This window comes from Sphingomonas sp. SFZ2018-12 (assembly GCF_022496715.1).
Classification (GTDB): Bacteria; Pseudomonadota; Alphaproteobacteria; order Sphingomonadales; family Sphingomonadaceae; genus Sphingomonas.
Map to the genome: position 1 here is coordinate 1,439,071 of NZ_WTFM01000001.1, position 13,488 is coordinate 1,452,558.

General features: G+C 67.9%; 11 protein-coding genes and 2 tRNA genes. 8 read left to right on the plus strand and 5 right to left on the minus strand.

Annotated elements, in window-relative coordinates; genetic code table 11:
• Positions 1 to 9: 9 nt before the first annotated feature.
• Positions 10 to 1,206 (plus strand): CCA tRNA nucleotidyltransferase, encoded by a 1,197-nt coding sequence (locus GO308_RS06690; RefSeq protein WP_240885206.1) that lies wholly within the window; start codon positions 10 to 12, stop codon positions 1,204 to 1,206.
• On the opposite strand, the gene GO308_RS06695 is transcribed toward GO308_RS06690, so the two are convergent.
• Entirely contained in the window at positions 1,179 to 2,846 is a 1,668-nt protein-coding gene (locus GO308_RS06695; protein ID WP_197417097.1) for a bifunctional diguanylate cyclase/phosphodiesterase, read from the minus strand. The genes GO308_RS06690 and GO308_RS06695 overlap by 28 nt on opposite strands.
• Positions 2,847 to 2,984: 138 nt before the next feature.
• A complete protein-coding gene (gene parC / locus GO308_RS06700) occupies positions 2,985 to 5,231 on the minus strand; it encodes a DNA topoisomerase IV subunit A (protein WP_240884739.1) in 2,247 nt (748 codons plus the stop codon).
• A gap of 48 nt (positions 5,232 to 5,279) precedes the next feature.
• Here parC and GO308_RS06705 point away from each other — a divergent pair, with 48 nt between their 5' ends.
• From GO308_RS06705 to purQ, 5 genes are all read left to right on the plus strand, one after another.
• Positions 5,280 to 6,194, plus strand: a complete 915-nt coding sequence (locus tag GO308_RS06705; RefSeq protein WP_240884741.1) for an alpha/beta hydrolase — start codon at positions 5,280 to 5,282, stop codon at positions 6,192 to 6,194.
• A complete protein-coding gene (gene kynU / locus GO308_RS06710; protein ID WP_240884742.1) occupies positions 6,191 to 7,381 on the plus strand; it encodes a kynureninase in 1,191 nt (396 codons plus the stop codon). Before GO308_RS06705 ends, kynU begins: the two co-directional genes overlap by 4 nt.
• Before the next feature lie 104 nt (positions 7,382 to 7,485).
• Positions 7,486 to 8,265, plus strand: coding sequence for a phosphoribosylaminoimidazolesuccinocarboxamide synthase (gene purC, locus GO308_RS06715; protein ID WP_066479683.1), 780 nt, complete (start codon positions 7,486 to 7,488; stop codon positions 8,263 to 8,265).
• An 88-nt stretch (positions 8,266 to 8,353) separates the two neighbouring features.
• Positions 8,354 to 8,584 (plus strand): phosphoribosylformylglycinamidine synthase subunit PurS, encoded by a 231-nt coding sequence (purS, locus tag GO308_RS06720; RefSeq protein WP_066546841.1) that lies wholly within the window; start codon positions 8,354 to 8,356, stop codon positions 8,582 to 8,584.
• Positions 8,581 to 9,246: a phosphoribosylformylglycinamidine synthase subunit PurQ gene (gene purQ, locus GO308_RS06725; protein ID WP_066546845.1), complete on the plus strand. Its 666-nt coding sequence runs from the start codon at positions 8,581 to 8,583 to the stop codon at positions 9,244 to 9,246. The genes purS and purQ overlap by 4 nt, the downstream gene beginning before the upstream one ends.
• A 165-nt stretch (positions 9,247 to 9,411) precedes the next feature.
• On the opposite strand, the gene GO308_RS06730 is transcribed toward purQ, so the two are convergent.
• Positions 9,412 to 10,143, minus strand: a complete 732-nt coding sequence (locus tag GO308_RS06730; protein ID WP_066479692.1) for a queuosine precursor transporter — start codon at positions 10,141 to 10,143, stop codon at positions 9,412 to 9,414.
• Positions 10,144 to 10,226: 83 nt separating this feature from the next.
• Between GO308_RS06730 and GO308_RS06735 the strand changes: the two genes are divergently transcribed.
• Positions 10,227 to 10,303 (plus strand) — tRNA-Arg (locus GO308_RS06735).
• 38 nt (positions 10,304 to 10,341) lie between these two features.
• Here the strand turns inward: GO308_RS06735 and GO308_RS06740 are convergent.
• A tRNA-Leu gene (locus GO308_RS06740) sits at positions 10,342 to 10,426 on the minus strand.
• 211 nt (positions 10,427 to 10,637) lie between these two features.
• Between GO308_RS06740 and GO308_RS06745 the strand changes: the two genes are divergently transcribed.
• Entirely contained in the window at positions 10,638 to 11,804 is a 1,167-nt protein-coding gene (locus GO308_RS06745) for a hypothetical protein (RefSeq protein ID WP_240884744.1), read from the plus strand.
• Positions 11,805 to 11,831: 27 nt separating this feature from the next.
• On the opposite strand, the gene GO308_RS06750 is transcribed toward GO308_RS06745, so the two are convergent.
• A complete protein-coding gene (locus tag GO308_RS06750; RefSeq protein ID WP_240884746.1) occupies positions 11,832 to 13,340 on the minus strand; it encodes a YifB family Mg chelatase-like AAA ATPase in 1,509 nt (502 codons plus the stop codon).
• Positions 13,341 to 13,488 lie beyond the last annotated feature (148 nt).

The window sequence follows — 13,488 nt, forward strand, 5'->3', positions numbered from 1 at the left end:
CTGCCGCCGATGCGCTGGCGCGCGCGCGAGGGGCTGGGCGCGCTCGTCCAGCTGCTCGGCGCGGCGCAAGACGAAGTGCGCTTCGTCGGCGGCGCAGTCCGCGATGCGCTGGTCGGGATCGAGGCGAGCGACATCGATCTGGCGACGCTGCATGCCCCGCACGAGGTAATGGCGCGGCTGCGTGCCGCCGGCGTTCGCGTCGTTCCCACCGGGCTGGCGCACGGCACTGTCACCGCGGTGCTGGCGGGCGGCCCGGTCGAGATCACGACGCTGCGCCGCGACGTCGCGACCGATGGCCGCCACGCCGAAGTCGCGTTCACCAACGACTGGCACGATGACGCGGCGCGACGCGATTTCACGATCAACGCGCTCTATGCCGACCCGATGAACGGCCGGATCCACGACTATTTCGGCGGCGTCGCGGACCTTGCGCAGGGCCGGGTACGCTTCATCGGCGACCCGCTGCGCCGGATCGCGGAGGACCATCTGCGCATCCTGCGCTTCTTCCGCTTCATGGCCCGCTTCGGCGACCGGCCCGACGCCGACGGGCTGGCGGCGTGCGCGGCGCGCGCCAACGACCTGATGGCATTGTCGCGCGAGCGTATCGCGGACGAGGTCCTCAAGCTGCTCGTCACCCGCCACGCGCCGCGCATCGTCGCGCTGATGGTCGCGCACGCAATCCTGCGCCCGGTGCTGCCCGAAATCGATGCCGCGGGGGCCGAGCGGCTGACGGCACTCGCCGCGCGCGAACACGCGCACGCGGTCGAACCGGACGCGGTGCGCCGGCTGGCGGCGCTGCTGCCTGCGGAACCCGGCGTTGCGGGTGCGGTCGCCGCGCGGCTCAAGCTTTCAAACGCGCGGCGCAAGCGACTGGAGAACGCCGTTCAGCCGCTTCCACCCGGCACTGGCGCGCGCGCGCTTGCATATCGGACGGGTGTCGACGGCGCGCGCGACCGGCTGCTGCTGCACGGCGACGCGGGCGAGATTGCGGCGGGCCTGGCTGCGCTCCACGGCTGGACACCGCCCCGCCTGCCGATCGGCGGCGGCGACCTGATCGCGATGGGACTGCCGCCCGGCCCCGATGTCGCGCGCATCCTGCGCGAGATCGAAACGACTTGGATCGCGGAGGGCTTTCCCGACGACGCGCGCGTGCGCGCGCTGGCCGAGCGCGGCGTCGATCAGTTGTTGCGCAGGCCGATGAGCTGAAAGGCGAGGTCGGACTTGGCTGGCCGCGAATAGAGGAAGCCCTGGCCAAAGGTGCAGCCGAGCGCCGCCAGCGTCTGTTCGAGTTCGACGGTTTCGACGCCCTCCGCCGTCGTGCGCATCCCCAGTGCCTGGGCCAGCGACAGGATCGCGCGCACGATCGCCACCTTGTCGCGATCGGCCAGCATCCCGGTCACGAAGCTGCGGTCGATCTTGAGGATGTCGATCGGCATCTTCTGGAGATAACCGAGGTTGGAATAGCCGGTGCCGAAATCGTCCATCGCGATGGTAACGCCGATGTCCTTCAGCGCGCGCAGCGTGTTGGCGCTGCGATCCGGGTCGGCGACGATCGCGCTCTCGGTCAGCTCCAGCGTCAGCCGGTTGGGGGCGATGCCGTAATTCGCCACGGTGTCGCGTACCAGCGCCGCGACGTTGTCGCGCTGAAGCTGGATCGCGGAAATGTTGACCGACAGGGTGACGCCGCAATTGCCGCCGGCCTGCGCGTCCCAGGACGACAGCGTGCGCGCGGTTTCGGCCAGCGCCCAGCGTCCCAGCGGCAGGATCAGCCCCGATTCCTCGGCGACGGGAATGAATTCGCCCGGCGACAGTTCCAGACCGGTATCGGTGGTCCAACGCGCCAACGATTCGAACGCGACGATCCGCCCCGTGCCGAGATCGCAGATCGGCTGGAAGCACAGGTGCATCTGGCCATGTTCGATGGCGCGGCGAAGCTCGGTCTCGATGCTGAACTGGCTGCGCATCAGATCGAAGGCGCGCACCTGATAGATCTCGATCTTGCCGCTCGACTTGGCACGCTTGACCGCGAACTGGGCGTTGCGGATCAGGTCCTCGTTATCGGCGTCGACATCGGCACCCAGCGCGATGCCGATCGACACCTGCATCCGGATTTCAAAGTCGGAAAGCCGGAACGGCGTGGCGAGCGCGGATTCGATCCGGCGTGCGACCTGGCACGCATCCTCGGCGCCCTCCTCGAGCGACATGAGCACCGCGAACTCGTCGCCGCCGATGCGCGACAGGATGTCGTTGCCACGCAACGCGCCCTTGATCCGCCGCGCAACCGAGATGAGCAACTCGTCCCCGGCAAGGCTGCCCATACAGGCATTGACGCGGCTGAAGCGATCGAGGTCCACCACCAGCACGGCAAACGCCTCGGTACCGCTTTCGGCGCAGGCCGCCTCGAGCTGATCGGCAAAGCCCGCCCGGTTGGGCAGCCCGGTGAGTGCATCCGTCAGCATCTCGCGGCGCAGGCTGTTTTCGGTGCGCTGTTCGGCGGTATGGTCGACCAGTGTGACAACGCACTGGTTCGCCACCCGGTCGCGCGGCCGGCGCGAGAGCATCACCGCATAATGGCGGCAGTCGATGTCTTCCGAAGTCTGCCACTGGAAGCGTTCCTCGACCCGGTCGGAGGCGAGATAGCCGCGAACCCGTTCGTCGAGCGCATCGAGCAGGAGCGAGCGGTCGCCGATCGTGCCGAGCCCCGCGAGACGGAACAGCCGGTTGATCGCGATCAGCACCAGATCGTCGTCGCACCGGCGCACCACGGCCGCCGGGATCGGCAGCAAATCGAGCGTTGCCTGGGTTTCCTCGGCCTCTTCGTCGCTCAGCTGCACGGTGCGCGGCAAGGCAGCAGCCTTACCGCCTGCGATCGTGACCGAAGAAGACCCGAACTTGAACACCGGTTCGGTCTAACCGGACTTGATTAACAACCTCTGTTCAAAAATTGCGCAGCGCGCGAAAAGATCGCGGGGTCATCCCCTTGATCAGAAACGGTTGTCGCGCGGAAAACCGGTCGGCGGCATGCGTCCCGCCGCACCGCGTGCGGCACGCCACGGGTTCATGTCGGGCTCGGTACGGGTACGCCCCTGTTCGCCGCCCATCGTCCAGCTCAACCCGTCGGCGAAGCGGAAGGCACGGACGTCGGCCAGGCCGCCTTCGCGATATCGCTGCAACTGAACCCCCTGCCCGCGCGCCATTTCGGGCAGCTCGCTCATCGGAAAGACGAGCAGCCGGCGATTGTCGCCGGCAACCGCGACATAATCGTCTTCGGGGCGCACCGCTCGCACCACCGCCAGCCGCGCGCCCGGCCGCGGCGTCACGACCTGCTTGCCCTTGCGCGTCTCGGCAATGACGTCGCCGGTGCGCACGATGAAGCCGCGCCCGTCGCTGGCCGCGACCAGCAGCCGCGCCGCCGCCGATGCGGGCAGCAGCGCGGTGACCCCGACATCGTCGGCAAGGTCAATCATCAGCCGCACCGGCTCGCCGAAACCGCGCCCGCCCGGCAGCTTGTCGGCGGCGAGCGTGTAAAAGCGGCCATTGTCGGCGGCGAGCAGCAGCTTGTCGGTCGTCTGGGCATGAAAGGCGAACAGCGGCCCGTCGCCTTCCTTGAACTTGAGCGTGTCGGCAGCCGCCAGATCACCATGCCCCTTCAGCGCGCGGATCCACCCGCGCTGCGACAGGATCACGGTGATCGGCTCACGCTCGATCATCGCCTCCAGCGGGATGTCGGCGGCGGGCGCGGCTTCGGCGACGGTCGTGCGCCGCCGCCCTATCGCGGTCTCGGGGCCATAGCGGTCGCGGATCTTCGCCAGATCGCGCTTCATCCGCGTCCGCTGGCGTGCCTCGCTGCCGAGCAGCAGCGTCAGCTCGCCCTGCTCCTTCTCCAGCCCGTCGCGCTCGCGCCGCAGCTCCATCTCCTCCAGTCGGCGCAGCGAACGCAGGCGCATGTTCAGGATCGCCTCCGCCTGGCGGTCGGTCAGCGCGAACTCCGCAATCATTACCGGCTTGGGCTCGTCCTCGGTCCGGATGATCTCGATCACGCGATCGAGGTTGAGGAAGGCGATGATGTAGCCGTCGAGCAGCTCCATGCGATCGGCGATCCTGGCCAGCCGGTGCTCGGTCCGCCGCCTGAGCACGATGAACTGGTGATCGACCCAGGCGGACAGCGCCTCGCGCAGGCTCATCACCCGTGGCGTTCGCGTCGCGTCGAGGACGTTGAGGTTGAGCGGCACGCGCGTTTCGAGGTCGGTCAGCCGGAACAGGCCGTCCATCAGCACCGCGGCGTCGACGGTGCGGCTGCGCGGCTCGAGCACGATGCGCACCTCCGCATCCGATTCGTCGCGGACATCGGCCAGGATGGGCAGCTTCTTGTCGTTGATCAGCGCCGCGATCTGCTCGATCAGCTTGCCCTTCTGCACCCCATAGGGAATTTCGGAGATCACCGCCTGCCACGTGCCGCGGCCCTGGTCCTCGACCGACCAGCGCGCGCGCACCCGAAAGCTGCCGCGCCCGGTGGCATAAGCCTCCGCGATCGCGGCGGGCGGGTCGACGACGATCCCCCCCGTGGGCAGATCGGGCCCCTGAATGAACTGGAGCATCGCCGCATCGTCGGCCGCGGGCTGGTCGATCAGGTGGATGGCGGCATCGATCAGCTCGGCGGCATTGTGCGGCGGGATGCTCGTCGCCATGCCGACGGCAATCCCGCTGGCACCGTTGGCGAGCAGGTTGGGAAACAGGCCCGGAAACAGCTCCGGCTCCTGTTCCTCGCCATTATAGGTCGGGCGGAAGTCGGCTGCGTCCTCGTCAAGCCCGTCCATCAGGTCGATGGCGACCGGCGTCAGCCGCGCCTCAGTATAACGGTAGGCGGCGGCGTTATCGCCGTCGATGTTGCCGAAATTGCCCTGGCCGTCGACCAGCGGATAGCGCAGCGCGAAATCCTGGGCGAGGCGGACCATCGCGTCATAGACCGACTGGTCGCCATGCGGATGATATTTGCCGATGACGTCGCCGACGACGCGCGCGCACTTCTTGTAGCCCGACGCGGGGTCGAGCCGCAGCAGCCGCATCGCCCAAAGCAGCCGGCGATGCACCGGCTTCAAGCCGTCGCGCACATCGGGCAGCGACCGCGCCGTGATCGTCGACAGGGCATAGACGAGATAGCGTTCGGAAAGCGCGCTGTCGAAGGGATGATCGACGATCTGGTCGAAGGGATCGGTCAAGTCGGTGGCCATATGGCGGGGTGGATAGCAGCGGCGCGCGCCGCGCGCTAGGAAGCCCGCATGACCCGCCTGATCCTTGCCGCCACGCTGCTGGCCACGGCCGCCTGCACTACTGTCGAGCGGCCCGCCGAAATGGCGGCACCCGCCGCAGCGTTGATGCGCTGGGCCGACCTGACGGCACGGCCGCGGCCGACGGGAAAGATCGAAATCGCCTATGGCAGCGACCCGTATCAACGCGTCGACCTGTGGCTGCCGGCCGGGGCCGGGCCGCACCCGACGGTGCTGATGGTGCATGGCGGCTGCTGGACCACCGACATCGCCGATCGCACGCTGATGGACTGGGCCGCCGCCGACCTGCGCGGCGCGGGCTACGCGGTGTGGAACATCGATTATCGCGGACAGGACCGCGCGGGCGGCGGCTATCCCGGCACCTTTGCCGATGTGGCCGCGGCGGCGGATGCGCTGCGGGACCATGCCGCGCAATACAGCCTCGACACCCGGCGCGTCGTCGCGATCGGCCATTCGGCGGGTGGCCACCTGGCGCTTTGGCTGGCGGCGCGGCCAAAGCTGCCGGCGGGCAGCCCGCTGCGGAGCGCCGCCCCCTTGCCGATCGCGCATGTCATCAGCCTGGGTGGCCTGCCCGACCTCGAGCGCACCGCCGCGACCCCCGCCAATGGCTGCGGCACCGAAGTGGTCGGCAAGCTGGTCGCGGGTGCCAATCCGGCCGATCGCTTCGCCGACACATCGGTCGCGCGGCTGCTGCCGATCGGGGTGCCGCAGGACCATGTCGCGGGCCTGCAGGACCGGATCATCCCGATCGAGCTGAAGACCGACTTCGTCGCCAGGGCGCAGGCAGCGGGCGACCGCGCGACGCTGCATCGCATCGACCGCACCGGGCATGTCGAGCTGATCGCCCCCGGCACCGACTCGTGGACGCGGACCCGGGCGTTGCTCGCAAAGGCGTTTGGCCGATGACGACGCCGGCCGAAGCCCGCGCGCTGGATGCCGACGATCCGCTGCGCGCCCTGCGCGATCGTTTCATGCTGCCCGAGGGCATCATCTATCTCGACGGCAACTCGCTCGGGCCGCTGCCGCGCGCAACGATGGCCGCCGGCCGCGACATGATCGAGCGGCAATGGGGCGAGCGGCTGATCCGCAGCTGGGACGAAGGCTGGATGGACAGCCCGGCGCGGATCGGCGCGAAGATCGCGCCGCTGATCGGCGCGGCCCCCGACGAAGTGATCGTCGCCGATTCGGTCTCGGTCAATTTGTTCAAGCTGCTCGTCGCGGCGCTGCGCCATCACCCCACCCGCCGGACGATCGTCACCGAAGCCGGCAACTTCCCGACCGACCTGCACATCGCCGAGGGGGCGGCGGCGTGCGTCCCCGGCGGGCGCGTGCATGCGGTGGCGCGCGAGGCGTTGGACGATGCGATCGACGATAGGACCGCGATCGTGCTGCTCACCCATGTCCATTACAAGACCGCCGAACGCTTCGACATGGCGGCATGGACCGCGCGGGTACAGGCGGCGGGCGCGCTGATGTGCTGGGACCTGTCGCATTCGACCGGCGCGGTTCAGGTCGATCTGGGTGCCGCCGACCTGGCCGTCGGGTGCGGCTACAAGTTCCTGAATGGCGGACCCGGCGCACCCGCGTTCCTGTTCGTCGCAGGGCGGCATCAGGCGAAGCTGACCAGTCCGCTGAGCGGCTGGATGGGCCATGCCGCGCCCTTCGGGTTCGAGGACGCCTATCGCCCCGGCGCGGGCATGGAACGCTGGCGGGTCGGCACCCCCGCGATGCTGGCGATGCAGGCGCTGGAAAGCGGCGTCGACCTGTTCGCGGACATCGACATGGCCGACGTCGCGGCAAAGAGCGCGCGATTGTTCGACATGCTGGCAGCGGCAGGGGACCGCGCCGGCCTGGAATGCGTGACGCCACGCGATCCGGCCCGGCGCGGCAGCCACATCGCCTTTCGCCATCCGCACGCGCGTGCACTGATCGACCGGCTGATCGCGCGGGGCGTCATCGGCGACTTCAGGACCCCCGACATCGCGCGCTTTGGCTTGACCCCGCTGTTCCTCAGCCATGCCGAGGTCCAGCGCGCGGGCGAGCTGATCGTCGAAACCGTCGCCGAACTGGCGGAAACGGCGCATGCGCGCTGATTGCGCGACGCGCGCGGCTTGGGTATAGGGAACGCTACGGAGCCCCGGCCAGCGCGTCTCGACCCGCGCTGCCGGGGCCGATCATTTCAGGGATAGATGCCGACATGGCTCGCCGCCGCCAAATCTACGAAGGCAAAGCCAAGATCCTTTATGAGGGCCCCGAACCGGGGACGCTCATCCAGTATTTCAAGGACGACGCGACCGCGTTCAATGCCCAGAAAAAGGGCACGATCAGCGGCAAGGGCGTGCTCAACAACCGCATTTCCGAGCATGTCTTCACCCTGCTCGCCAATATCGGCGTGCCGACCCATTTCATCCGCCGCCTCAACATGCGCGAGCAGCTGATCCGCCAGGTCGAGATCATCCCGGTCGAGGTCGTGGTGCGCAACGTTGTCGCCGGCTCGCTGGCGACCAAGCTGGGGATCGAGGAAGGCACGCCGCTGCCCCGCACGATCATCGAATATTATTACAAGGACGACGCGCTCGGCGACCCGATGGTCACCGACGAACATATCTTGTGCTTCGGCTGGGCGGCGCAGGAGGAACTGCACGACATGGCCGACATGGCGATCCGGGTGAACGATTTCCTGTCGGGGATGTTCGCGGCGATCGGCATCCGCTTGGTCGACTTCAAACTCGAATTCGGCCGCATCTGGGACAATGACTATGGCCGGGTGATCCTGGCGGACGAGATCAGCCCGGACGGCTGCCGGCTGTGGGACATGGCGTCGGGCGAAAAGCTCGACAAGGACCGCTTCCGCCGCGATCTGGGCGGCGAGGTCGAGGCGTATCAGGAAGTCGCGCGCCGGCTTGGCCTGTTACCCGAAGGCGTCGAATCGGACGTGCTCGACCTCGAATCGCACCGCAAGCGCCGGGGCAAGTAGTCGCGCGGCTTCACCCTTGCCGCATCGCAGTTGCGGCGGCATAGGGTCCGGCATTCCCAACCGCCCCTTGCTGGAGCATCGGCTCGCCATGAAGCTGCGCATCATCGTCACGTTGAAGAACGGAGTGCTCGACCCCCAGGGCAAGGCGATCCAGCACGCGCTGGGCGCGCTCGGCTTTGCCGGGGTCGAGGATGTGCGCGCGGGCAGGCTGTTCGAACTGGACGTGTCGGACGATACCAGCGACGACGCGATCGACGCGATGTGCCGCCAGCTGCTCGCGAATACCGTGATCGAGAATTACCGGGTGGAGCGGGCGTGAACACCGCCGTCATCGTCTTCCCCGGATCCAACTGCGACCGCGACATCGCGGTCGCGCTGGAGCAGGTCACGGGTCGCGCGCCCCAGATGGTGTGGCACCGCGACAGCGAACTGCCCGACAATCTCGGCCTGATAGCCCTGCCCGGCGGCTTTTCCTATGGCGACTATCTGCGCTGCGGCGCCATCGCCGCCCGATCGCCGATCATGCGCGCGGTGATCGACGCGGCCGAGCGCGGCGTGCCGGTGATCGGCATCTGCAACGGCTTTCAGATCCTGACCGAGACCGGGCTGCTGCCCGGCGCGTTGATGCGCAATGCCGGCCTCAATTTCGTTTGCCGCGACGTCGCATTGACGGTCGAGAACAGCCAGTCGATCTTCACCAGCGGCTATCAGGCGGGGGAACGCATTACCGTTCCGGTCGCGCACCATGACGGCAATTACTTCGCCGACAGCGCGACGCTGGCGCGGATCGAGGGCGATGGCCGGGTGGCGTTCCGCTATGCGGACAACGTCAACGGGTCGGTCAACCGGATCGCGGGGCTGCTCAATGATCGCGGCAATGTGCTGGGCATGATGCCGCACCCCGAACGGCGGATCGAAGCCGCGCATGGCGGCACCGACGGCCGCCGGTTGTTCGAGGGGCTGCTCGCCGCCGTCGCGTGAGTTGACGCTTCGGGTAGCAGGCACAAGAGACCACATACCCCTCATTCTTCCCGTCACCCTGGCCTCGCGCCGGAGTCCCGCTTCTTGTTGCGCCGGCGCAGGCAGCGGGGCCCCGGATCAAGTCCGTGGCGACGATCCTTGCCAGCCAGACCGCTGGCGCGTTCCTCAAACCTTCGCGCTGAACGGGGTGAAATCGGTGTCGGTATCGAACAGGTCGATTCCTTCCGCGCGCTTCAGGCCGTTGACCACCGCATAGGTGACGGGGGTGAGCAGCGCCTCCCAGGCGACCTTGAGCGCCCAGTTCGTCACCATGACCGTCAGCACCTGCTCGGTCGTCCAGATGCCCAGAAAGGCGATGGGATAGAAGATCAGGCTGTCGATCGCCTGGCCGACCACGGTCGAGCCGATGGTGCGCGTCCAAAGATGCTTGCCGCCGGTCAGCACCTTCAGGCGGGCGAGTACGAAGCTGTTGGCGAACTCGCCCGCCCAGAAGGCGACGATCGACGCGATGACGATCCGCCAGACCTGGCCGAACACCTGTTCATAGGCGGCCTGTCCGCCCCAGCCGGCGGCGGGGGGCAGGCTGACCACGACCCAGCTCATCACCGCGAGGAAGATCAGCGCCGCAAAGCCCGCCCAGATGCAGCGGCGCGCGCGGGCATAGCCATAGACTTCGGTCAGCACGTCGCCGAGCACATAGCTGATCGGAAAGAAGAGGATGCCCGCGCCGAACACGAAGCCGCCGACTTCGGCCAGCTTCGATGCGCCGATGACGTTGGACAGCACGAGGACGGTGACGAATGCCGCCATGACGAAATCGAAATAGCGGAAATGCGTGCCCGCCAGCCTGGATGCGGTCACCGCCTGCGGCTCCGCCGGAATCGCCCCCTGGTTCATGCCCCGACCTATGATGGCCATTTTGCCCGAGCGCAATCCGCGCTAAAGGGACCGCCGGCCGGGGTCGTTCGACCCGATTGCGGGGCCCCGTAGCTCAACTGGATAGAGCACCTGCCTTCTAAGCAGGATGTTGCGTGTTCGAGTCACGCCGGGGTCGCCACCCTGCCGGTGGGGGGCGGCGCGATACGGGAAACGAGATGGTGCGGGCGGTCGGGCTCGAACCGACACTCCTTGCGGAACCGGATTTTGAGTCCGGCGCGTCTACCAGTTTCACCACGCCCGCACAGGCCCTGGCTGGGATCGCGGTTCGCTAGCCGATGCCGCGCCGGGCCGCAAGCATCGGCTCTCGATCGCGCGACGCGACCAACTCGCACCATCGCCCTGGGGCTTGATCCGTCCGGACCGACATGGTCGCTGGACGGGCAATCGCGCGCGCTTCAACCATTCATTAGCTATGCCTGCGATATGCCTCCGCCCCGACCGCGGGGGAGCTTATGGCGACGCAATATTACCGGCCGGACGCTGCGCCGCAGGTGGTCGTGCCGCCGCCGCAAGTCAGTCGAGATCAGCGTTACCTGTTCAATCCGGTGGTCGATTTCATCTGTCTTGGCGGCAGTTCGCTGATCATCCTGCCGCTGATCCTGATGGTGCCGGTGACCGGTTATCAGGAGCAAGTCGCGGGAACGATGCTGATCATCGCGCACCTGATCAATCATCCGCACTTCGCGCATTCCTATCAAATCTTCTATCGCGGGTTTCGGATAAAGGCGTTCACTGCCGACCTCGGCCGCGCCATGCAGCTCCGGTACGTCTTCTCCGGGATCGTCGTCCCCGCGATGCTGGCGGCCTTTTTCGCCTTCTGCCTGCTGACCGCCGACGCGCGCCTGCTCGGCTACGCGGCCAATGTGATGGCGCTGTTTGTCGGCTGGCATTACGTCAAGCAGGGCTATGGGATGCTGATGGTCGATGCCGCGTTGAAACGCCAATATTTCAACGCGTCCGAGAAGAAAGTCCTGCTGGTCAATTGCTATGCGGTCTGGGTTGCGGCGTGGCTTGGCTTTAACGATGCGATCCGCGAGCGGAAATTGTGGGGTCTTCAGTATTTTACCTTCGATTTTCCCGATCCGATCGTGATCGTCTCGACCGTCGTGGCGGCGGCCACGGGGATCGCTGCGGTCGGGATGCTCGCGACGCGGTGGCGGTCCACCGGGCGACTGCCGGTAAACGGGGTTATCGCCTATGCGGTCAGCCTGTACATCTGGCTGTGGTTCGTGACCGTCCATCCCCTGTGGCTGCTGGTCGCCCCTGCCCTGCATTCGCTGCAATATCTCGTCGTCGTCTGGCGGTTTCAGACCAATTACCAGAAGGCGCAGCTTGCCGCGTCCGAACCCGAGGCGTCGTCACTCGCCCGCCGCCTGGTGGGCAACAAGCTGCTGGGCCACCTGATCCTGTTCACCCTCAGCGGCGTGATCCTGGGCTTTGTCGGCTTCTGGGGGCTGCCGATCATGCTCAACGCCACCATACCCTATGATGATGCGGTGTTCGGCAGCACGCTGTTCCTGTTCGTCGGGTGGATATTCATCAACGTGCACCATTATTTCCTCGACACCGTCATGTGGCGGCGGGAAAATCCGGATACGCGGCGATATCTGTTCGGGTGACCTGCGCCACGTGACCCACGCAAGGCGCTAATTGACCGGCGCGCGGCGGCGATAGCTCAGCGCTTCGGCAACGTGCACGCGACCGACCTGATCGCTCTGCGCCAGATCGGCAATGGTGCGCGCAACGCGAAGCACGCGGGTATAGCCGCGCGCAGTCAGCCGCATCGCCTCCGCCGCGCGCGCCAGCAGTTCCTGGCCCGCCACATCGGGGGTCGCATGGGCACCCAGCACCTCGCCATCGGCCTCGGCATTGGTGCGCGCGGCAGCGTCGGCATAGCGGTCGCGTTGCAAGGCCCGCGCCGCCGCGACCCGTGCGGCTACCGCTGCCGACCCCTCGGCGGGCGCGGGCAACACCAGATCGGCGGCGGACACCGGCTGCACCTCGACATGCAGGTCGATGCGGTCGAGCAGCGGGCCCGACACCTTGGTCTGGTAGTCGGCGGCGCACCGCGGTGCCCGCGCGCAGGCCAGCGCCGGATCGCCCAGATGCCCGCAGCGGCACGGGTTCATCGCCGCGATCAGCTGGACACGCGCGGGAAAGGTGACGTGGGCGTTCGCCCGCGCGACGGTGACGGTGCCGGTCTCCAGCGGCTGGCGCAGCGAATCGAGCACGGCGCGCTGAAACTCGGGCAGCTCGTCGAGGAACAGGACGCCCAGATGCGCCAGGCTGACCTCACCCGGCCGCGCCTTCAGCCCGCCGCCGACCAAAGCCGCCATCGACGCCGAATGATGCGGTGCGCGATAGGGCCGCGCACGGGTCAGCCGCCCGCCAGAAATGGTGCCGGCGACGCTCGCCACCATCGAAACCTCCAGCGCCTCTGCCGGGTCGAGCGGCGGCAGGATGCCGGGCAGGCACGCCGCCATCAGCGATTTGCCCGCCCCCGGCGGCCCGACCATCAACAGGTTGTGCCCGCCGGCGGCTGCGATCTCGAGCGCGCGGCGCGCGGTTTCCTGACCCTTGACCTGCGCGAGATCGGGGCCGGCGGCCATGTCGTCGGCTTGGCCTGGGCGCGACGGCGACAGGAGCTGCGCACCCTTCAGGTGGTTGATGAGGCTGATGAGGTCGGGCGCCGCCGCGACCGGGATCGACCCCGCCCAGGCGGCTTCCGAACCCTGCGCCGCCGGACAGATCAGGCCGCGTTCCTGTTCGGAGGCGTGGAGCGCGGCGAGCAGCACGCCCGGCGAGGCGGCGATGCGCCCGTCGAGCCCCAGTTCGCCGACCGCGACATACTCGCTGAGCGTTTCGGCGTCGACGACGCCCATCGCGGCGAGCAGTCCGAGCGCGATCGGCAGGTCGTAATGCGACCCTTCCTTGGGCAGATCGGCGGGCGACAGGTTGACCGTGATCCGCTTTGGCGGCAGCGCCAGGCCGATCGCGGCGATGGCGGCGCGCACGCGCTCGCGGCTTTCGGCCACCGCCTTGTCGGGCAGGCCGACGACGACGAAGGCGGGCACCCCCGGCGCCAGCTGGACCTGCACCTCGACACCGCGGGCCTCCAGCCCCAGATAGGCCACCGTGGCAACGATCGCGACCATTAAACTCCCCCTGCGCGCGGGCGACCATAGCCGCTTTTGCGGGACGGGGAATGGGGCGCGGCCGGCGATCGCGTCCGATGCGGGGGGATCGCGCAACGCCGATGGCGAATTGACATGGGCAGGCGCTTCGAGTAGCGGCGTCCCACCA